The following is an 18812-nucleotide window of genomic DNA, read 5'->3' as shown; positions in this document are numbered from 1 at the left end:
TGCAGGTATCGTATACGCCCCCCGGCCGCCGTGTGGAACCGTTTACACGTCCGTCATCTGCGCGCCGCCGGGGGCGTCGATCCGCTCGGGGGCGAGGCGGTGCCGCCCGAGGGGGAGCATCAGCGGGGTGCCCGAGGTCGGGTCGGTGATGATGCGGCTGTCGAGGCCGAACACGGCGAGCACCGTCTCCTCGGTGAGCACCGCGGCCGGGGTGCCGGAGGCGTGCACCGCGCCGTGCGCGATGGCCACGAGGTGGTCGGCGTAGCGGGCGGCCATGTTGAGGTCGTGCAGCACCATCACCACCGTCGTCCCGCGGGTGCGGTTGAGGTCGACGAGCAGGTCGAGCACCTCGATCTGGTGGCTGACGTCGAGGAAGGTGGTCGGCTCGTCCAGCAGCAGGACGTCGGTCTCCTGCGCGAGGGCCATCGCGATCCAGACGCGCTGGCGCTGCCCGCCGCTGAGCTCGTCGACGGAGCGGTCGGCCAGGGCGGCGGTGTCGGTCGCGTCGAGCGCGGTCGCGACGGCCTCGTCGTCGTGGGCGCTCCAGCGGCTCAGCATCCCCTGGTGCGGATGGCGGCCGCGGCCGACGAGATCCGCGACGGTGATGCCCTCCGGGGCGATCGGCGACTGCGGGAGGAGGCCGAGCGTGCGGGCGAGCTGCTTCGCCGGCGTCCGGTGCACGGCCCTGCCGTCGAGCAGCACGGCGCCGGAGCGGGGCGCGAGCAGGCGCGACATCGAGCGCAGGAGCGTCGACTTGCCGCAGGCGTTCGCTCCGACGATCGCGGTGATGCGGCCGGGCGGGACGACGAGGTCGAGGCCGTCGACGACCGTCCGGTCGCCGTAGCCGAGGGTGACCCCCTCGGCCGTCAGGGTGTGCGCGGTGGTCACAGTGAGCCTCCCGCTCTGTTGCTGCGGACGATGAGGTAGACGAGGTACGGCGCCCCGAGGACGCCGGTGACCACTCCGACCGGGTAGCGCAGGCCCAGCCCGAACTGCCCGACGAAGTCGGCGACGAGCACGAGCAGCGCGCCGACGAGGGCCGAGGGGATGAGGAGCGACGCGCCGGGCCCGATCAGGCGGGCGGCGATCGGGCCGGAGAGGAAGGCCACGAACGCGATCGGGCCGGCGGCGGCCGTCGCGAAGGCGATCAGCCCGACCGCGGCGACGATCACGACGAGGCGGGTGGCGTTCACGCGGATGCCGAGCGCGGAGGCGGTGTCGTCGCCGAGCTGCGTGGCGGAGAGGTCGCGCGAGCGCGAGAGCAGGACGGGGGTGAGGACGACGACCGCGGCGAGGACCGGCACGACCTCGCTCCAGCTCGCGCCGTTGAGGCTCCCGGTGAGCCAGCGGGACGCCTCCTGCAGGTCCCACGCGGCGGCCTGCGAGAGCACGTAGGCGGTGAGGGAGTCGAGCATCGCGGCGACCCCGATGCCGATCAGGATCAGCCGGGTGCCGGCGACTCCGCTGCGGTAGGACAGGGCGTAGACGAGCAGGGCGACCACGAGTCCCGCGACGATCGCGAGGGCCGAGACCTGCGCCGCCCCGAGCGAGAGCGTCACGATCGCGAAGGCCGCGGCGGCGCTCGCCCCGGCGCTGATCCCGATGATGTCGGGGCTGGCGAGCGGGTTGCGGAGCATGGTCTGGAAGCTCACTCCGCCGAGCCCGAAGCACAGGCCCACCAGCAGGGCGAGCACGGCGCGCGGGAGGCGGAGGCGCCCGACGGTGAAGCTCGCCCCGGGGACCTGCTCGCCGAGGATCACGCGCAGCACCTCGTCGGGCGAGTAGACGGTCTGGCCGACCAGCAGGGAGACGGCGAGGACGGCCGCGATCAGGACCGCGAGGACGGCGACGACGACCCGGCGGCGGGCCCCGCGGCGGCGGCGGCCGGCCGCGACGGCGCGGGCGGTGGCGGAGGGCGCCTCGAGCAGCGCGGTCACAGCTCGCGCACCTTCTGGCGGCGGACGATCGCGATGAACACCGGGGCGCCGACCAGCGCGGTGACGATGCCCACGTCGATCTCGCTCGGGCGCGCGACGACGCGGCCGACGATGTCCGCCGCGATCAGGAGCACGGCGCCGGTCACCGCAGAGAACGGCAGCAGCCAGCGGTGGTCCACGCCGACGAGGAGGCGGCAGGCGTGCGGGACGACCAGGCCGACGAAGCCGATGGGCCCCGTGACCGCGGTCGTCGCTCCGCAGAGCACGACCGCGCCCAGGGCGGCCCCGCCGCGCGCGAGGGCGACCCGCTCCCCCAGGCCCGCGGCGAGCTCGTCGCCGAGCGCGAGGGTGTTGAGGCTCTTGGCCGAGAGCACGCAGAGGACGAGGCCGGCCAGGAGGAAGGGGAGCACCTGCGCGATGCTCGCGGACGTGGCGCCGCCCACTCCGCCGATCTGCCAGGAGCGGATGCCGCCCGCGATGTCGGCGCGCGGCAGGACGATCGCGCTGATCACCGAGACCAGCGCGGCCGAGGTGGCGGCCCCGGCCAGGGCGAGCTTGAGCGGAGTCGCGCCGCCGCGCCCGAGCGACCCGACCGTGTAAACGAAGACCGCGGCGACCGCGGCCCCGCCGATCGCGACCCAGACGTAGGCGGCGGAGCTCGTCAGTCCGAAGAAGACGATGCCCGTCACGACCGCGAGCGAGGCTCCGGTGTTCACCCCGAGGATGCCGGGGTCGGCCAGCGGATTGCGGGTCACCCCCTGCATCAGCACGCCGGCGACGCCGAGGGCCGCGCCCGCGATCGCGGCGAGCACGGTGCGCGGGATGCGCTTGGCGACCGCGGCCTGCGCGAATCCGTCCGTGGACCCGCCGAACGCGGCGACCACGTCGCTCCACGCCACCTCCCGCGACCCCACCAGCACCGAGACCACGGCGGCGGCGAGCAGCACGGCCACGGCCGCGACCAGCCAGAGGGCGCGCAGCCGCCTCGGGCGGCGCACGGCGGCGACGCCCGAGGCGGCGGGAGGAGCGGCGAGGGTCACGCGGGTCGGGTCCCGGCTCAGGCGGCCGGAGTGCTCTGCGCGGCCTTGGCGGCGGCCTCGTCGAGCAGGTCCAGGTAGTCGTCGAGGACCCACGAGATCGAGAGCGGCGTCGGGTTGGCGGCGGTGCCGAGCGGGGTGGAGGGCAGGCGCACGATGGCGTCGTCGGCGACCGCGGGGATCTGCGAGAGCAGCGGGTCGGCCTTGAGGGTGCTCACGAGCTCGTCGTCGCCGTAGGTGACGATCACGTCGACGTCGCTGAAGGCGTCGGCCTGCTCGGCGCTCTGCGTGAGCGAGAACTTGTCGGTCGCGGCGGAGGCGGTGGCGATGCTGCCCGGGGTCGCCACGCCGAGGTCCTCGAAGAACGCGGGGCGGGTGTCGTGCGAGGTGTAGAAGCTGACCTGGCTGAGGTCCGTCGGGTCGACGTGGGTGAGGAACATCGCCGAGGTGCCGGCCAGCTGCGGGTGCGCGGCGACCTTCTCCTCGATCTCGCCCTCGAGCTCGGTGATCAGGGCGGCGCCCTCGTCGGCCCTGCCCATCGCCTCGCTGTTCAGCGTGATCATGTCGCGCCAGGAGGTGCCCCAGGCGGTCTCGGGGTAGGCGACGACGGGGGCGATCTCGCTCAGGGTGTCGTAGTCCTCCTGCGTGAGGCCGGAGTAGGCGGCGAGGATGACGTCCGGGTCGGTGTCCGAGACGGCCTCGAAGTCGATGCCGTCGGTCTCGTCGAAGAGGACGGGGGTCTCGGCGCCGAGCTCGTCGAGCTTCTCGCTCACCCAGGGGAGGAGCCCGTCGCCGTCGTCGTCGCCGAAGTTGGCGGCGGCCATGCCTATGGGGACGACACCCAGCGCGAGCGGCACCTCGTGGTTGGCCCAGTTGACGGTCGCCACGCGCTCGGGCGCCGACTCGATGGTGGTGGTGCCGAGAGCGTGCTCGATCGTGATCGGCGTGAAGCCGCTGTCGGCGGCGGCGTCGTCTCCGGCGGCCGAGCCGCTGCAGCCGGCGAGGCCGATCGTCAGCGCGGTGGCGGCGAGCAGGGCGAGGGGCGTAGTGGCGCGGGGCATGGGTCCCTTTCGAGAGGCTGTGCGGGAGGCGGCGCAGGGTCCGAGTGGACCGGCACTAAGGACAGCCTAACCAAAGAATGTGCGTGCTCTCAGCCCCGATTCCTCGCCTCCCGAGGTCGGAGGCGCCCCGAGGCGCCGCTCGCGGAGCCCGGAGACGGCCCTGCCACGGCCGCGGACGTCACGCCGTCGCGAGCCTCTCGACGGTGCGCAGGTTCCGGGTCGTGGTGCTCGAGCGGTAGGCGGAACGGGCGAGGATCCTCGCGACCGGAGTGTCCGTCGAGGAGCCGCGCGGGCAGCGCCAGTAGAGGACACCGGCGCCCCGGGCGACGAGCTCGACCGCCGGATCCGGCTCGCCGATCGCGGCCTGCGCGGCGTCGAGCGCCTCCTCGTCCGAGCCGAAGACGACGTACGGATGCGCCTCCTCGTCGATCCGCGGGAACGGGTAGGCGGCGAGCACCGCGGCGAGCGCCTCCTGCGTCACGAGCACGATCCAGGCGTCGTAGCCGAACCGCTCGGCGAGCGCCGCCTCGAGCGCGGGCTTCAGCTCGGCGGCCGGGCGATCGGAGTCGAAGGCCGCGTTGCCGCTCGCGAGGACCGTCCGCACCCGGTCCACGCCGATCCCGGCGACCGTCTCGGCGAGCTCGGCGCTGCGGACGGTGCGGCCGTTCACGTTCACTCCGCGGAGGAGGGCGAGGAACCGGGTCATGCGGCCGACGGTAGCGTGACGGCATGGCGCGCGGAAGCGGACGACGACGACCCCGGCGGACCCTCGAGGAGGAGATCCTGCGGGCGAGCGGGCGCGGACCCGGGGCGAGGACGCGGGCGGAGACCGTCCCCCCCTCCGGACGCCGGCTGGTGGCGCCGCCCGCCTCGGGCACCCTTCTCCACGTCGACGTGGACGCGCTGGTGGCGCTCGCCGCGCGGGAGGACCTGCTGATCGCGCTGGAGCGGCGGATCGGCGAGCACGCGGTGGCCGCGACTCCGGTGCTCTCGTGGTGGTCGGCGACTCCGTCGGTCCCGGGCGAGGAGGAGGAGCGCCGGCTCGACGCGCTCGTGCTGCGGACGGTGGAGCTCGGGGCGGGGCCGGCCGACGACGTGGACTCGCGGCTGCGGGAGCTGGCGCACGAGGGCGATCTGGACGAACTGGGCGCCGCACTGGCGCTGCTCGCGCGGGTCCCGGATCCGCCGGCGACGTTCCAGGATCCGGACGGGTTCCTGCGGGTGACGGTCCCGGAGTCGCCGTTCGAGCGGCGGCTCGAGGTCCTCGCGGAGGCGCAGGGCCGGGCGAGCGAGCTGCTGGTGCTGCTGCGCGACTGCGCGTTCACCGCGACCCTGCCGCGGCGACGCTCGGCGATCGCAGCGATGAGCGGGCGGATCCGCGCGGCCGCGGACCCGGGGCGCCTCGACTCCCGGCGGCTGGACGAGCTCGCGGAGGCGGTGGACGCGGCGCTCGAGAAGCGGTGGACCGTGCTCTGACGGCGGTCCGCGTTACGGGCGCGCCCGTCGCGGTGACCGTTCGCGCACCGGTTCAGCCCCCGCGCACCCCGGGTGAATAGGCTGGACGGATGCCTCTCACCGGTCTCGACCTCCGCCGCTTCCCCGCCGCCCTGAACGACGAGGGCGGTCCCGATGCCGCCACCGCCGCGTGGGCCACCGCGATCAACGCGGGCTTCCACGAGAAGGAGTTCACGCCGGAGAAGCTGCGGGACTGGGCCGAGCACATGGTCGCCGACCAGCGCGTGCTGACCGCGGTCGTCGACTCCTCCGCCCCCGAGGGACTCGACGGCGCGGGCGTGCCGGTCGGCACCTACGCGGCGTTCCCCGGGGCCCTGCAGGTCGGCGGCGGACGCGAGCTGCCGGCGCACCTGGTGTCGCAGGTGACCGTGCGGCCCACGCACCGGCGCCGCGGCATCCTGCGCGCGATGATCACCGAGGACCTGCGCCTGGCGAAGGAGGCCGGCACCCCGGTCGCCGCGCTCACGGCGAGCGAGGCCTCCATCTACCGCCGGTTCGGCTTCGGCCGCTCGGCCTTCACCCGCTCCATCCGCGTCGACACCGGGCCGCGCTTCGGCCTGCAGACCGAGCCCGCCGGCCGCGTCGAGGTGGTCGCGACGAGCTGGCTGCAGCCGCGCATCCCCGCGGTGTTCGCCGCGTTCCAGGCGTCGACCCCCGGCTCGCTGACCCGCCAGTCGCGCTACGAGGCGAACTCCGTCGGCACCGCGTCCGGCGAGACCACGCCCGGCCTCGACGTCCGCTCGGCCGTCCACCTCGACGAGGAGGGGACGCTCGACGGCTTCGTGACCTACCGCGCGGTCGGGCCTGAGGACGACAAGACCCTCGAGATCGTCGACCTCGTCGCCCCCGGCGCCGACGCCTACCTCGCGCTCTGGGGCTACCTCGGCGCGGTCGACCTCGCCTCCGCGGTGACCTGGGACATGGCGCCGGTGGACGATCCGCTGACCTGGGCGCTCCGCGACGCGCGCGTGGTGCAGGTGAGCCACGTGGGCGACCTGATCTGGCTGCGGATCCTCGACGTCGCCGCCGCGTTCTCGGCCCGGCCGTGGACCGCTGACGGCTCGGTCGTGGTCGAGGTGGCCGACGGGCTCGGGCTCGCCGACGGCCGCTACCGCCTCACCGCCTCGGGCGGCTCCGCCACCGTGGAGCGCACCGGGGACGAGGCCGAGCTCGCGCTGGACGTGGCCGACCTGGGCTCGCTGCTGCTGGGCTCGGTGCGGCCGTCGATCCTGGTGAAGGCCGGGCTGGCGCGCGTCACGGGCGAGGCGGGGCGGATGGACCGGCTGTTCGCGCCGGTCGCGACGCCGTACTGCATCTCGTTCTTCTAGGGGGCACCGCCCGCTCGGCTGCAGCGCCCGCCCGGCGGCAGCGCGCTGCCGGCGGTGTCCGGCTCCCGCGCCGCCGCCGCCGTCCCGCGCACCTCAGCCGCCGCGGACTGCCAGCCGCCTCCGGGCGTCCGCGCATCCCGCGTCGGTCATGCTGGAGGACCCGTCCCCGACACCGGCAGGAGTTCCGCGTGGGTGCATCCGTGATCGTCGACGTCATCGTCGTGCTGAGCCTCATCGGCGCGCTCGTCGACGGTCTGCGGCGCGGCCTGCTCCGGACCCTCGGCGGTCTCGCCGGGATCGTCGCAGGCGCGATGGGCGCCTCGTTCGCCGTGCCCGCCGTCTCGTCGTGGACGGCCGGCAGCGAGTGGCGCCTGCTCGCCGTGATCGGCACCGCCGTGCTGCTGCTGGGCGTCGGCTACGCGATCGGAGCGACGCTCGGCGCGGTCATCGGCCGCGGAGCCGACCGCGTGAAGCTCGGCCTGCTCGACCGGCTCGCCGGCGGCGTCGCCGGCGTCGCGATCTCCGGCCTGGTCTGGATCGCCGTCACCTCGGCCGTCTCCCTCCTCGGCGTCCCCCTCGTCACGACCTCGGTCGCCGGATCGACGGTCATCCGCACGATCGACGACCTCACCCCCTCCCCCGTCCGCGCCTTCCTCGCCCAACTGCAGTCGACCGTGGTCGACGAGGGCACGTCCTGGGTCGTCGAGGCGCTCGACGCTCCCACCCAGGCGCCCGCGATCCCGGACGTCTCGACCGACGACCCGGAGGTCGCCGCCGCCACCCGCTCGGTCGTGCGCGTCTCCGGCACGGCCTGGGCCTGCGACGTCGGAGTGACGGGCAGCGGCTTCGTCGTCTCGGACGACCGCGTCATCACCAACGCGCACGTGGTCGGCGGAGTCTCGCAGCCGGTCGTCGAGGCGCCGGGCGAAGCCCCGCGCACCGGCCGCGTCGTCTACCTGGACCCGGCCGCCGACCTCGCCGTGATCGCCGTCGACGGGCTCGACGCCTCCCCGCTCCCGCTCGACGACGCCGTCGCCGCCGGGGACGACGCCGTGGTCGCGGGCTACCCCTTCGGCGGCCCGCTGACCCTCGGCTCGGCCGAGATCTCCTCCGACGCCACGGTCTCGCTGATGGTCGACGGCGCACCGACCTCACGGGAGGTGCTGACCCTCGCCGCCGTCGTCAACCAGGGCAACTCGGGCGGCCCGCTGCTCTCTCTCGAGGGCACCGTGTCGGGCGTCGTCTTCGGCAAGGCCGCCTCCGTCGACAACGTCGGCTACGCCATCCCGCTCTCGGTCCTCACTCCCGTGGTCGAGCAGGCCGCCTCGCTGACGGACGCCGTGGATCCGGGGGCCTGCCGCTCGAAGTGAGCGGTCACGGCAGCGGTCCGTCGACCAGCACGAGGGTGAGGTCGTCGAGCCGCACCGTCTCGGGCCGCGCCGACTCGAGGTAGGCGTACACGCGCGGATCGACGGGGAAGCGCGCCGACCGCTCGATCGCGATGGCGACGATCCCGGCGGACGACGGATCGGTCGTCACCCGGTCGCCGATGTAGGGCACGTAGACGCCCGAGGACATGCCCTGCGCGAGGACCAGGCCGCCGTCGAGGCCGCGCTCGCGCAGCACGTCGGCCACCCGCGCGATCCCGGTCGGCCGCTCCTGGGCGATCCCCGCCGAGGTGGCGATCGCGATCACGAGGGAAACGGCCAGCAGCACCGCGCCGACGCCGCGGGCGAGGGGTGCGGGCAGCACGATCCCGCCGCGCAGCGCCTCCGCGATGCCGACGCCCGCCAGCGCGCAGAGGAGCCACGCCCACGCCGCGTAGTAGTGCGGCAGCGCGACCGAGCTGATCGCCAGGTGGAACACGAGGAGGAGCAGCGTCGCGGCGCCCAGGTAGAGCACCAGCGCGCGGCGCCGCGGAGCGAGCAGGGCCAGCAGGGTCCCGAGGAGCAGCACGGCGAGCGCCGCCGGCCCGATGCCGACGACCATGAACCAGAGGTTCGCCCACCACGGAGGGAAGACGTACGCGGTCCCGGCGACCTCGATCAGGTGGCCGTCGGCGTTGTGCTCGGACTGGAACTCGAGCAGGTACCGGATCGCCTCGACCGGGTGCACCGGCAGGTAGGCGAGCACCCCGGTGACGACGAACGCGACGGAGAGGGCGAGGCCGCCCCGCAGAGCCCGGGCCCTGCTCCCCGACCACAGCAGCGGCAGCAGGAGCACGGGCGCGAGGACCGCGGTGGTCAGCTTCGAGGTGACCGACAGCGCCAGCAGCGCACCGGCCAGCGCGATCAGCCAGCCGCTCCGCCTGCCCGGCGAGGCGCGCGACCAGGTCCACGCCGCCGCCATCGCCGCGACGGCGAAGAGCACCATGAACGGCTCCAGGAGTGCGAGGCGGTCGATCCGGGTGCCGGCGCCCACGGCGGTGCGCGGGAGGAGGAGGAACAGGCCGGCCGGGACGAGCGCGAGCGTCGGGCCGAGCTCGCGCCGGAACCAGAGCCAGAGCACCACCCCGGTGAGGAACGCGGCCGCGCCGGCGGCGATCCTGCCCGCGAGCAGCCCCTCGCCGAGCAGCACCTGCGCGAGCCCGATCAGGTACTTCGCCGTCGGCGGATGCTCGAGGTTCGCGCTCACGTCGCCGTGCAGGTAGTCCCAGCCCGCGGCGAGGTACACGGGCTCGTCCGACGAGATGTTCGCCGCTCCGAGGTTCCCGAAGCACTGGTAGAGCCCCCACAGCACGGTCCCGATCAGAGCCGCCCGCTTCACCCGCCCGATCCTAGGCGCCGGTGCCCGCACCGCTCCACCGGAGGGCCCGGGCCCCGGCGACCGCGGCGGGTAGGATCGACGCGCATCCCGTCCCCCTCCCCTGGAGCCTCCAGCACATGGCAGACAGCCGCACCGCCGTTCCCGACACCACTGCGAACGCGGAGGCGACGCCCGAGCGGGAGCAGCCCTACGCGGCCCTCGGACTCAAGCCCGACGAGTACGCGAGCATCCGCGAGATCCTCGGCCGCCGCCCCACGAGCGGCGAGCTCGCGATGTACTCGGTGATGTGGAGCGAGCACTGCTCCTACAAGTCGTCGAAGATGTACCTCCGCCAGTTCGGGCAGAAGGTCTCCCCCGCCATGAAGAAGAACCTCATGGTCGGCATGGGCGAGAACGCCGGAGTGGTCGACGTCGGCGAGGGCTGGGCCGTCACCTTCAAGATCGAGAGCCACAACCACCCGAGCTACATCGAGCCCTTCCAGGGTGCGGCGACGGGGGTCGGCGGCATCGTCCGCGACATCATCTCGATGGGCGCCCGGCCGGTCGCGGTCATGGACGCGCTGCGCTTCGGGGCGATCGACGACCCCGACACCGCGCGCGTGGTGCACGGCGTCGTGGCCGGCATCTCCTTCTACGGCAACTGCCTCGGCCTGCCGAACATCGGCGGCGAGACCTACTTCGACTCCGTCTACCAGGGCAACCCGCTCGTCAACGCGCTGGCCGTCGGCGTCCTCCGCCACGAGGACCTGCACCTCGCGAACGCCCGCGGCGTCGGCAACAAGGTCGTGCTCTTCGGGGCGCGCACCGGAGGCGACGGCATCGGCGGCGCGTCGATCCTCGCCTCCGACACCTTCGCCGACGGCGGACCGACCAAGCGCCCCGCGGTGCAGGTCGGCGACCCGTTCGCCGAGAAGGTGCTCATCGAGTGCTGCCTCGAACTGTTCCGCAAGGACCTCGTCGAGGGCATCCAGGACCTGGGCGCCGCGGGCATCTCCTGCGCCACCTCGGAGCTGGCCTCCAACGGCGACGGCGGCATGTTCATCGAGCTCGACTCGGTGCTGCTGCGCGACCCCTCGCTCACGGCGGAGGAGATCCTCATGTCGGAGTCGCAGGAGCGGATGATGGCCGTCGTCACGCCCGAGAAGCTCGACGCGTTCCTCGAGGTCGTCGGCAAGTGGGACGTCGAGACCAGCGTGCTCGGCGAGGTCACCGACTCCGGCCGCCTCATCATCAACTGGCACGGCGAGGAGATCGTCAACGTCGACCCGCGCACCGTCGCGGTCGACGGCCCGGTCTACGAGCGCCCGATCGAGTACCCCTCCTGGCTCGACGCGCTGCAGGCCGACTCCTCCTCCCGACTGCCCCGCTCGACCGGCGGCGACGCGCTGCGCGCCGAGACCCTGGCGCTCCTGGGCTCGGCGAACCTCGCCGACAAGAGCTGGATCACCTCGCAGTACGACCGCTACGTGCTCGGCAACACCGCGCTCAGCTATCCCGACGACGGCGGCATGGTCCGCGTCGACGAGGAGTCGGGCCTCGGCTTCGCGGTCGCGACCGACGCGAACGGGCGCTGGTGCCAGCTCGACCCGGCGCAGGGCGCCCGCCTGGCGCTGGCGGAGGCGTTCCGCAACGTCGCCGTCACTGGAGCGACCCCGGTCGCCGTCTCGGACTGCCTCAACTTCGGCAGCCCCGAGAACCCCGAGGTGATGTGGCAGTTCCGCGAGGCCGTGGGCGCGCTCGCCGACGCCTGCCTCGAGCTCGAGATCCCCGTCACCGGCGGCAACGTCTCGTTCTACAACCAGACCGGCGACGTGCCGATCTTCCCGACCCCCGTCGTCGGCGTCCTCGGCGTGATCGACGACGTCGCGCGCCGCATCCCCTCCGGCTGGCAGGACGAGGGCGACAACCTCTACCTCCTCGGCACCACCCGCGACGAGCTCGACGGCTCCGCGTGGGCCGGCACGATCCACGACCACCTCGGCGGGCTGCCCCCGCAGCTCGACCTGGCCGCCGAGCGCGCGCTGGCCGAGCTGATCTCGGCGGGCGCGAAGGAGTCGCTCATCGCCTCCGCTCACGACCTCGCCGACGGCGGGCTCGTGGTGGCGCTGGCCGAGTCGGCGCTGCGCTTCGGCGTCGGGGCGCGCATCTGGCTCGACGAGCTGATGGAGCGCGACGGCGTCGACGCGACGGCCGCGCTGTTCTCGGAGTCGACCGGCCGTGTGCTCGTGTCGGTGCCGCGCGAGGACGACGTGAAGTTCCGCGGGCTCTGCGAGGGCCGGGGCTACCCGGTGCTGCGCATCGGCGTGACCGACGCGGCGACCCCCGCGGTCGAGGTGCAGGGTCTCTTCACGCTGCCGCTGGACGAGCTGCGCTCGGTGAACGGCGCCGTGCTGCCGCGCCACTTCGGCTGAGCCTCCGGGCGATCCGAGTCCGCAGGAGTCGCGGTGGTCGAGCTGGACCACCGCGACTCCTGCGGTACCGGCTCCGCTCCGGAGTTCCGTGATTACGGAATGTTTGCAATAGTGGAGGCATGACCTCCTCCCGCGACCTCGCCGGCGAGGTCGACGAGCTCCGAGCGCGGCTGGACCGCCTCGAGCGCGCCGACACTCCCGCCGCGCCCGCCGCCGACGATCCGCTCTGGGCCCTGACCGCTCTCCGCGAGCGCCTGCCCTCTCCCGGCGGAGTCGTCTTCGCCGGCTCGGTCGCCACTCCGGCCGGCCCCGTCGAGTGGCAGTACGGCCTCAGCACCGACGCGTTCTTCGAGCGCGACTGGGGAGCGAGCCCCGGGCCGACCGCGCTCGCCGCGCTGGGCAGCCCCGTGCGCCTGCGGTTCCTGCAGGCGGTGGCCGGCGGAGTCGAGACCGTCGCCCAGCTCGCCGAGAGCGAGGGCGCGGGCACCACCGGGCAGATCTACCACCACGTCAACCAGCTGGTCGCCGCCGGCTGGCTGGAGGCGCGCGGCCGCGGTCGCTACGGCGTCCCGCCGGAGCGCCTCGTCCCCCTGCTCGTGATCCTGCTCGCCGCCGGAGGACCCCGATGACCCGCCGCCGCCTCGCTCTCGCCGCCGCCTCCGCCGCGGCCGTCGTCCTGCTCGGCGGAGTGCTGCTCCGTCCCTCCGCTCCGACCCTCTCGACCGAGGCGACGGGCAACGTCGAGATCGCCGGGTGGCTCCGGACCGACGTCGGAGACGGGGCGCGGAACCACCTCGTCGCGGCCGTGATCACGCCCGACGGCGTGCGCTACGGCGGACTCGGAGCCGACGAGCGGACCGAGGTCGAGATCGGATCGGTCACGAAGACGATGACCGCGCTCCTCCTCGCCCGGAGCGCCTCCGAGGGGACGGTCGGGCTCGAGGACCCCGCCGCCGTCGGCGGCTTCACCGGGACGCTCGAGGAGCTGGCGACCCATCGCTCCGGCCTGCCGCGACTCCCCACCGGTGTCGGCGACCTCGCCTCGACGCTCGTCGCCCAGCTGCGCGGCACGGACCCCTACGCGGGCTGGTCGGCCGACGACGTCCTCCGGCAGGCCGCCGAGGCGGACCAGGGCGAGCACGTGCACGCCTACTCGAACCTCGGTGCGGCGGTGCTGGGCCAGACGCTCGCCCGCGCCGAGGGCCGCGACTACGCCGACCTCCTCCGCGAGCGCGTCCTCGATCCGCTCGGGATGACCGCGACCTCCGTCCCGGAGACCGCGGACGCCCTCCCCGCCGACGCGCCGACCGGCTTCTCGGCGAGCGGGCGGTCCGTCGACGCGTGGACGATGGCGGGCTACGCGCCGGCGGGCTTCACCCGCTCCACGGCGGCGGACATGGCCCGCTACGCGCAGGCCCTCCTCACCGACGACCCCGCGCTGGGGGTGCCCGCGGCGAGCGTCCTGGATCCGCGGTTCGATGCCGACGGGGCGCGGATCGGCCTCGGCTGGTTCACCTCGGAGTCGGAGGACGGCGGATCCGTCACCTGGCACAACGGAGGGACCTCCGGCTACTCGACGATGCTCGCGATGGACCGGGAGAGCGGCGTGGCCGTGTTCGTCAACGGGGACACGGCGAGCTCGGTCGACGAGCTCGGCCTGCGCCTGCTGGAGCGCGCCGGGGAGGAGTCGTGATGATCGCCTCGATCCTCGTCCTGCTCGTCGTCGCGTTCACCGTCGGGCGCTTCGCCCTGGGGAGCGTCCCCCGGCGCCGGGCGGCCGGGCTCCTCGACCGCGACCGCGTCCGGACGCTCGCCCGCGGCGTCGAGGCCGTCGCCGTGCTGCTGCTCGGGCGGGCGCTCGTCGACTGGTCGGCGCTGACGCTGCTCCCCTGGGCCGCGCTGGTGGCTCTCACCGCGGCCGGGGCGGCCGGCGCCGTGCTGCGCTGGGGCGGGCTGCCGTGGTTCGAGGATCCGGCGCGCCGCCGCTCGCGGACGACCGGGCTCGCGGCGACCGTCGCCGTGTCGGCGGTCCTGATCGGCGTCCTGGGCTGAGTGCCGCGCACGTGCCGTCGGATCCGCGCCTTCCGCGGTGGTCGCCTGCTGCTGCGAGGCGGGAGGAGTGGCGGCGGGCGTCGGCGGCGTCAGCCGGTCTGCGCGGGGAGGTCGTCGGGCTCGGCGTTGTCGAGGACGCGGCCGTTCTGGTCGCCGACGCTCAGGACGGTCGTCGGGCGGAGGTTGAGGGTGTCGCCGCCGTACAGGCTGTCGATGTCGACGCCGTCGCGGCGCACCGAGTTCAGCGCGGAGAGGTAGTCGGAGCTGATGCAGAACCGGTCCGCGATCCGCTCGCTGATGTCGCCCGCTGCCACCAGGTAGGAGGCCGGGGCGCCGTCGGAGGCGGTGCTCGCCGTCCCGGTCGCGCCGACGCGGGTGCCGCGGTCGCGCACGCGCTCGAGGTCGACGCCGTCGAGCGTCCCCTCGTCGAGCGCCTGGACGACGCACTCGCCCGAGACGTCCTCGACGGGTGCGGGAGTGGTCGAGACGCTCGGCACCGGCCGCGGCGTGGACTCGGCTCCGGCGGCGGGCGGTGCGGTGGAGGCGGTCGGCTCGGCGGGTGGGGCGGCGGGGCTCGTCGCCTCCGCCGTGCAGCCGGCGAGCAGGACCACGGCGGAGAGGGCGATCACGAGGCGCTGCGTCGTCCGGACCATTCCGCGACTCTAACCCGGCACCCGGGCGGCCGGGCGCCACCGCGCCCAGCGGGCTGCGGGCGATCCGGTCGAGGCCGCTGGACCCGGCCGACGCGCAGGCCCGACGCGGGGCGCGGGGTGGCCCCTGGACGGCGCGCCCCCGATTGACCTCCCCCGTCGATCGCACCCATGCCGAGCACCTGTTGGACACGCGGCCCGAACCGGAGTCGACTGGGACCATGCAGTACACGCACCTCGGCCGCACCGGCCTGTCCGTCTCCCGCACCGTCCTCGGCACCATGAACTTCGGCATGCAGACCGAGGAGTCCGACTCGTTCGCGATCATGGACCGCGCGCACGAGCTCGGCGTCAACTTCTTCGACACGGCCAACGTGTACGGAGGCGAGGCCGGCCGCGGCGCCACCGAGGAGATCGTGGGCCGCTGGTTCGCGCAGGGCGGCGAGCGCCGCGAGCGCACCGTCCTCGCGACCAAGGTCTTCGGCGACATGGGCGAGTTCGCCGCTCCCGGAGCCGAGCGCGGCCGCGACTCCTGGCCCAACGGCGGCCGTCTCTCGGCGCTCACCCTGCGCCGCGCGCTCGACGAGAGCCTCCGCCGCCTGCAGACGGACCACATCGACCTCTACCAGTTCCACCACGTCGACCGGACGACTCCCTGGGACGAGATCTGGCAGGCGATGGAGGTCGCCGTCCAGCAGGGCAAGGTCCTCTACGTCGGCTCCAGCAACTTCGCCGGCTGGCACCTCGCCCAGGCGCAGGAGGCGGCGCGCGCCCGCCACTTCACCGGCCTCGCCTCCGAGCAGTCGATCTACAACCTGCTCGTCCGCGACGTCGAGCGCGAGGTCCTGCCCGCCGCGCTGCACTACGGGCTCGGCGTCATCCCCTGGTCGCCGCTGCAGGGCGGACTGCTGGGCGGCGTGCTCGAGAAGACCGCGGAGGGCGGGCGCCGCTCCTCCGAGCGCACCCTCGCCGCGATCGAGGAGCACCGTCCCGCGCTCGAGCAGTGGGAGGCGTTCGCCCGCGAGCGCGGCGAGGCGCCCGGCGAGCTGGCGCTGGCGTGGCTCCTCCACCAGCCCGCCGTCACCGGTCCGATCACCGGGCCGCGGACGCTCGAGCAGCTCGAGAGCGCCGTCGCCGCCGTCGACATCACCCTCGACGCCGAGGCCCTCGCGCGCCTCGACGAGATCTTCCCCGGCCACCGGACAGCCCCCGAGGACTACGCCTGGTGACCACCCACCCCACTGCGAAGGAGCATTCATGAAGCAGCGCACTCTCGGCGACCTCCAGGTCGGCGCGATCGGACTCGGCGGCATGCCGATGTCGATCGAGGGCCGCCCGGACCGCGAGCGCTCGATCGCCACGATCCACGCCGCCCTCGACGCCGGCGTGACCCTGATCGACACGGCCGACGCCTACCACCTCGCCACCCAGGACGACCTCGGCCACAACGAGCTGCTGATCGCGGAGGCGCTGCGCAGCTACGGCGGCGACACCTCCGCCGTGCTCGTCGCCACCAAGGGCGGCCACCTGCGGCGCGAGCCCGGCCCCTGGGACCAGGACGGCCGCCCCGAGTACCTCAAGGAGGCGGCCCGCGCGTCCGCGAAGCGCCTCGGCGTCGACGCGATCGGCCTCTACCAGTACCACCGGCCCGACCCGGCGGTCCCCTACGCCGACTCGATCGGAGCGCTGGCCGAGCTGCTCGACGAGGGCGTCGTCCTCCGAGCGGGCATCTCGAACGCCGACCCGGACCAGATCCGCGAGGCGCACGGCATTCTCGGCGAGCGCCTGGTCTCGGTGCAGAACCAGTTCTCGCCGTCGTTCCGCTCCAGCGAGCCGGAGCTCGAGCTCTGCGCCGAGCTCGGACTGGCGTTCCTGCCGTGGAGCCCGCTCGGCGGCATCTCCTCGGCGGGCGAGCTCGGCTCGCGCTACTCCGCGTTCGCGGCGGTCGCCGAGGCCCGCGGCGTGACGCCGCAGGTCGTCTGCCTCGCCTGGGAGCTGGCGAAGGCCCCGGTCGTGCTGCCGATCCCGGGCGCCTCCCGCCCCGAGAGCATCCGCGACTCCGCCACGGCGGCCGACCTGGAGCTCACGCCCGAGGAGTTGGCCTCGCTCGACTGAGCCCGTTCATGACGGAGGAGGGATCCGGTCGAGGCACCGGTCCGACGCGGATCGCGGGATCTCGGCGCTGGTCCCTCCTCCGTTGCGAGCGCGTTCCGACTCAGACCGCGTCCTGCAGCGGCTGCGGGAGGGCCGAGACGAACGCGCGGGCCGCGGCGCTCGGCCGTTCCGGCACCGCCACCATCGTCCGCCACACCAGGAGCGGATCGGCGAGGGCCACCGCCCGCAGCCCGGCCGGGCGCTTCTCGGCGAAGTGCGCCGGCACGACCGCGATCCCCATGCCGTACTCGACCAGGTCGAGCAGCGTGTGCACGTCGTTCACCTCGAGCTCGACCTCGAACGCGAGGCCGTGCGCCGCGAACGCCCGCGCCGCGAGGTGACTCGCCGCCCAGTGCTCCTGCAGCCCCACGATCGTCTCGCCCGCCAGGTCCGGGATGCGGCAGCCGACGCGGCTCGCGAGCGGGTGACCCGGGCGCACGAGCACCGCGAAGCCCTCGCTCGCCAGCGGCATCGTCCGCACGCCGCCCGGCACGGCTCCGATGTCGGCGACCAGCGCCAGGTCGAGGCGGCCGGCGGCGACGGAGTCGAGCAGCGTGCCGGACCCCTCGTGGATCAGCCGGAGCGCGACTCCCGGGTGCTGCTCGCGGAAGTTCGCGAGCTCGCGCGGCAGGTGCACGCCGCCGAGGCACTCCTCCGTGCCGACCGCGAGGCTCCCGCGGAGCACCCCCTGCACGGCGAGAACCGCGTCGCGGGCGGCGAGCGCGCTGGCGACCGAGCGCTCCGACTCCGCGAGCATCGCCCGACCGGCCGGCGTCAGCTCGACCCGGCGCGTGCTGCGGGTGAAGAGGGGGCTGCCCAGCTCGCTCTCGAGCGCGCGGATCGACGCCGAGAGGCCCGACTGCGAGATCTGCAGGGCGCTCGCGGCGCGGGTGAAGTGCTGCTCCTTCGCGACGGCGAGGAAGTGTTCGAGCTGACGCAGTTCCATGGGTCCATCCTCGTCGCGCGGGCGGAGGAGCGGGGACCGGACCAGACACTCTCCAGCGGCCGCTCGGCCTGCCTGTGCGGAGCCGGCCGTCGGGTACGGCGGCCGCCGTCGCGAGAGCCGGCCCGGCTCAGGCGTCGGCGGACGAGATCGCGAGGACGATCGCCGTCAGCGTCGCCCGCAGGCGCTCGAGCGACTCGGGCTCCGACTCGTCCTCGAGGATCGACTGCTTGACCGCGTCGTCGTAGCCCGCCACCAGCAGGCGCACGGCCGTCGTCGGCTCGAGGGAGAAGTCGCGGCGCACCTGGCGCAGCGCCCCGTGCACGATCTGCACGAGCGAGGCGTCGAAGCCGGCGCGGAAGTCGCGGTACTGCGGAGCGATCCGCGGGTCGCGCAGCGCGAGCAGCTCGAACTCCGACTCGACCACGCACCAGCGGCGGTTGTCGGTGGCAGGACCCTGGAGGAAGTCGAGGATGACCACGGCCAGCGTCTCGGCCGTCAGCGGCTCGTCGGCCGAGACGACGCGCGGGATCGTACGGTCCATCTGCTCGACGAGGGCGGTCACCCGGGCGCCGTTCTCCCGCTCCATGAGCGCGAAGAACAGCTCCTCCTTGGTGGAGAAGTTGGAGTAGAAGGCGCCGCGCGAGAACCCGGCGCGCTCGCAGATCTGCTCGACGGACGCGCTGTGCACGCCGGTCTCGGCGAAGACGTCGTAGGCCGCGTCGAGCAGGCGCTCGCGGGTGCGGCCTCGGCGGGAGGTCTCGGGAGGGGTGGAGTCGATCGCCGTCATCACCAGCCTCCTGCCCGCCCTGTCAACACCTTCGACGCCGTTCACCTTATCCGATACATTCACGTATCGAATACGGTCCTGTATCGGATACGCTCGTGTATCGGAGCCCGGCTCCGCCCTGGTACAGAGACGTATCGCCACCCTCCCCACCCATCGTCAGGAGACCGC

Annotated in this window: 18 protein-coding genes; 9 read left to right on the top strand and 9 right to left on the bottom strand. The window is 74.2% G+C overall.

Going from position 1 to position 18812, the window contains the following annotated elements; genetic code table 11:
• Nucleotides 1-42: 42 nt before the first annotated feature.
• The 5 genes from C5C56_RS08195 to C5C56_RS08175 all read right to left on the bottom strand — a co-directional run bounded on the left by C5C56_RS08195 (nt 43) and on the right by C5C56_RS08175 (nt 4741).
• Nucleotides 43-888, bottom strand: a complete 846-nt coding sequence (locus tag C5C56_RS08195; RefSeq protein ID WP_104222740.1) for an ABC transporter ATP-binding protein — start codon at nt 886-888, stop codon at nt 43-45.
• A complete protein-coding gene (locus C5C56_RS08190; protein WP_258063477.1) occupies nt 885-1937 on the bottom strand; it encodes an iron chelate uptake ABC transporter family permease subunit in 1053 nt (350 codons plus the stop codon). The genes C5C56_RS08195 and C5C56_RS08190 overlap by 4 nt, the downstream gene beginning before the upstream one ends.
• Nucleotides 1934-2977 carry an iron ABC transporter permease gene (locus tag C5C56_RS08185; protein WP_104234258.1) on the bottom strand — a complete coding sequence of 348 codons (1044 nt, stop codon included), beginning with the start codon at nt 2975-2977 and terminating at the stop codon, nt 1934-1936. Before C5C56_RS08185 ends, C5C56_RS08190 begins: the two co-directional genes overlap by 4 nt.
• A gap of 17 nt (nt 2978-2994) precedes the next feature.
• Complete coding sequence (locus C5C56_RS08180) at nt 2995-4035, bottom strand: iron-siderophore ABC transporter substrate-binding protein (RefSeq protein WP_104319372.1); 1041 nt, start codon at nt 4033-4035, stop codon at nt 2995-2997.
• 178 nt (nt 4036-4213) lie between these two features.
• The gene (locus tag C5C56_RS08175) at nt 4214-4741 is read right to left on the bottom strand and encodes a DUF1697 domain-containing protein (RefSeq protein ID WP_104247463.1); all 528 of its coding nucleotides are present in this window, start codon (nt 4739-4741) and stop codon (nt 4214-4216) included.
• A gap of 23 nt (nt 4742-4764) precedes the next feature.
• Here C5C56_RS08175 and C5C56_RS08170 point away from each other — a divergent pair, with 23 nt between their 5' ends.
• The 3 genes from C5C56_RS08170 to C5C56_RS08160 all read left to right on the top strand — a co-directional run bounded on the left by C5C56_RS08170 (nt 4765) and on the right by C5C56_RS08160 (nt 8248).
• Complete coding sequence (locus C5C56_RS08170) at nt 4765-5511, top strand: DUF2254 family protein (RefSeq protein WP_104319371.1); 747 nt, start codon at nt 4765-4767, stop codon at nt 5509-5511.
• Between the two features lie 89 nt (nt 5512-5600).
• Nucleotides 5601-6878, top strand: a complete 1278-nt coding sequence (locus C5C56_RS08165; RefSeq protein WP_104319370.1) for a GNAT family N-acetyltransferase — start codon at nt 5601-5603, stop codon at nt 6876-6878.
• 188 nt (nt 6879-7066) lie between these two features.
• Nucleotides 7067-8248, top strand: coding sequence for a MarP family serine protease (locus C5C56_RS08160; RefSeq protein ID WP_258065625.1), 1182 nt, complete (start codon nt 7067-7069; stop codon nt 8246-8248).
• A gap of 4 nt (nt 8249-8252) precedes the next feature.
• Here the strand turns inward: C5C56_RS08160 and C5C56_RS08155 are convergent, their stop codons facing one another.
• On the bottom strand, nt 8253-9644 hold the full coding sequence (locus tag C5C56_RS08155; protein WP_181137569.1) for a glycosyltransferase family 39 protein: 1392 nt from the start codon (nt 9642-9644) through the stop codon (nt 8253-8255).
• A 116-nt stretch (nt 9645-9760) separates the two neighbouring features.
• Between C5C56_RS08155 and purL the strand changes: the two genes are divergently transcribed.
• From purL to C5C56_RS08135, 4 genes are all read left to right on the top strand, one after another.
• Nucleotides 9761-12055, top strand: a complete 2295-nt coding sequence (gene purL / locus C5C56_RS08150) for a phosphoribosylformylglycinamidine synthase subunit PurL (protein WP_104234263.1) — start codon at nt 9761-9763, stop codon at nt 12053-12055.
• Nucleotides 12056-12174: 119 nt separating this feature from the next.
• Nucleotides 12175-12684, top strand: a complete 510-nt coding sequence (locus C5C56_RS08145; protein WP_104319368.1) for a winged helix-turn-helix domain-containing protein — start codon at nt 12175-12177, stop codon at nt 12682-12684.
• Nucleotides 12681-13748 carry a serine hydrolase gene (locus C5C56_RS08140; RefSeq protein ID WP_104319367.1) on the top strand — a complete coding sequence of 356 codons (1068 nt, stop codon included), beginning with the start codon at nt 12681-12683 and terminating at the stop codon, nt 13746-13748. The genes C5C56_RS08145 and C5C56_RS08140 overlap by 4 nt, the downstream gene beginning before the upstream one ends.
• Complete coding sequence (locus tag C5C56_RS08135) at nt 13748-14107, top strand: hypothetical protein (protein WP_104225688.1); 360 nt, start codon at nt 13748-13750, stop codon at nt 14105-14107. The genes C5C56_RS08140 and C5C56_RS08135 overlap by 1 nt, the downstream gene beginning before the upstream one ends.
• Before the next feature lie 89 nt (nt 14108-14196).
• Here C5C56_RS08135 and C5C56_RS08130 read toward each other — a convergent pair whose 3' ends face one another.
• Nucleotides 14197-14760 (bottom strand): hypothetical protein, encoded by a 564-nt coding sequence (locus C5C56_RS08130; protein WP_104273145.1) that lies wholly within the window; start codon nt 14758-14760, stop codon nt 14197-14199.
• 218 nt (nt 14761-14978) lie between these two features.
• On the opposite strand from C5C56_RS08130, the gene C5C56_RS08125 reads away from it, so the two are divergent.
• Both C5C56_RS08125 and C5C56_RS08120 read left to right on the top strand, forming a co-directional pair.
• A complete protein-coding gene (locus C5C56_RS08125) occupies nt 14979-15986 on the top strand; it encodes an aldo/keto reductase (RefSeq protein WP_104222753.1) in 1008 nt (335 codons plus the stop codon).
• A 28-nt stretch (nt 15987-16014) separates the two neighbouring features.
• On the top strand, nt 16015-16872 hold the full coding sequence (locus C5C56_RS08120; protein ID WP_104239446.1) for an aldo/keto reductase: 858 nt from the start codon (nt 16015-16017) through the stop codon (nt 16870-16872).
• 100 nt (nt 16873-16972) lie between these two features.
• On the opposite strand, the gene C5C56_RS08115 is transcribed toward C5C56_RS08120, so the two are convergent.
• Both C5C56_RS08115 and C5C56_RS08110 read right to left on the bottom strand, forming a co-directional pair.
• Nucleotides 16973-17857, bottom strand: a complete 885-nt coding sequence (locus tag C5C56_RS08115; protein WP_104247471.1) for a LysR family transcriptional regulator — start codon at nt 17855-17857, stop codon at nt 16973-16975.
• 127 nt (nt 17858-17984) lie between these two features.
• The gene (locus C5C56_RS08110) at nt 17985-18644 is read right to left on the bottom strand and encodes a TetR/AcrR family transcriptional regulator (protein WP_104247472.1); all 660 of its coding nucleotides are present in this window, start codon (nt 18642-18644) and stop codon (nt 17985-17987) included.
• Nucleotides 18645-18812 lie beyond the last annotated feature (168 nt).

Origin of the sequence: Rathayibacter sp. AY1D1 (assembly GCF_002932635.1) — a bacterium.
Classification (GTDB): Bacteria; Actinomycetota; Actinomycetes; order Actinomycetales; family Microbacteriaceae; genus Rathayibacter.
The sequence above is the reverse complement of the archived record's forward strand: the minus strand, read 5'-3'. Positions and strand labels throughout refer to the sequence as shown.

Bases quoted from the DNA above. Each gene is read 5' to 3' on its own strand.
- C5C56_RS08180 (WP_104319372.1), bottom strand. From the start codon at position 4,035: ATGCCCCGCGCCACTACGCCCCTCGCCCTGCTCGCCGCCACCGCGCTG.
- C5C56_RS08175 (WP_104247463.1), bottom strand. From the start codon at position 4,741: ATGACCCGGTTCCTCGCCCTCCTCCGCGGAGTGAACGTGAACGGCCGC.
- C5C56_RS08170 (WP_104319371.1), top strand. From the start codon at position 4,765: ATGGCGCGCGGAAGCGGACGACGACGACCCCGGCGGACCCTCGAGGAG.
- C5C56_RS08165 (WP_104319370.1), top strand. From the start codon at position 5,601: ATGCCTCTCACCGGTCTCGACCTCCGCCGCTTCCCCGCCGCCCTGAAC.
- purL (WP_104234263.1), top strand. From the start codon at position 9,761: ATGGCAGACAGCCGCACCGCCGTTCCCGACACCACTGCGAACGCGGAG.
- C5C56_RS08145 (WP_104319368.1), top strand. From the start codon at position 12,175: ATGACCTCCTCCCGCGACCTCGCCGGCGAGGTCGACGAGCTCCGAGCG.
- C5C56_RS08140 (WP_104319367.1), top strand. From the start codon at position 12,681: ATGACCCGCCGCCGCCTCGCTCTCGCCGCCGCCTCCGCCGCGGCCGTC.
- C5C56_RS08135 (WP_104225688.1), top strand. From the start codon at position 13,748: ATGATCGCCTCGATCCTCGTCCTGCTCGTCGTCGCGTTCACCGTCGGG.
- C5C56_RS08130 (WP_104273145.1), bottom strand. From the start codon at position 14,760: ATGGTCCGGACGACGCAGCGCCTCGTGATCGCCCTCTCCGCCGTGGTC.
- C5C56_RS08125 (WP_104222753.1), top strand. From the start codon at position 14,979: ATGCAGTACACGCACCTCGGCCGCACCGGCCTGTCCGTCTCCCGCACC.
- C5C56_RS08120 (WP_104239446.1), top strand. From the start codon at position 16,015: ATGAAGCAGCGCACTCTCGGCGACCTCCAGGTCGGCGCGATCGGACTC.
- C5C56_RS08115 (WP_104247471.1), bottom strand. From the start codon at position 17,857: ATGGAACTGCGTCAGCTCGAACACTTCCTCGCCGTCGCGAAGGAGCAG.
- C5C56_RS08110 (WP_104247472.1), bottom strand. From the start codon at position 18,644: ATGACGGCGATCGACTCCACCCCTCCCGAGACCTCCCGCCGAGGCCGC.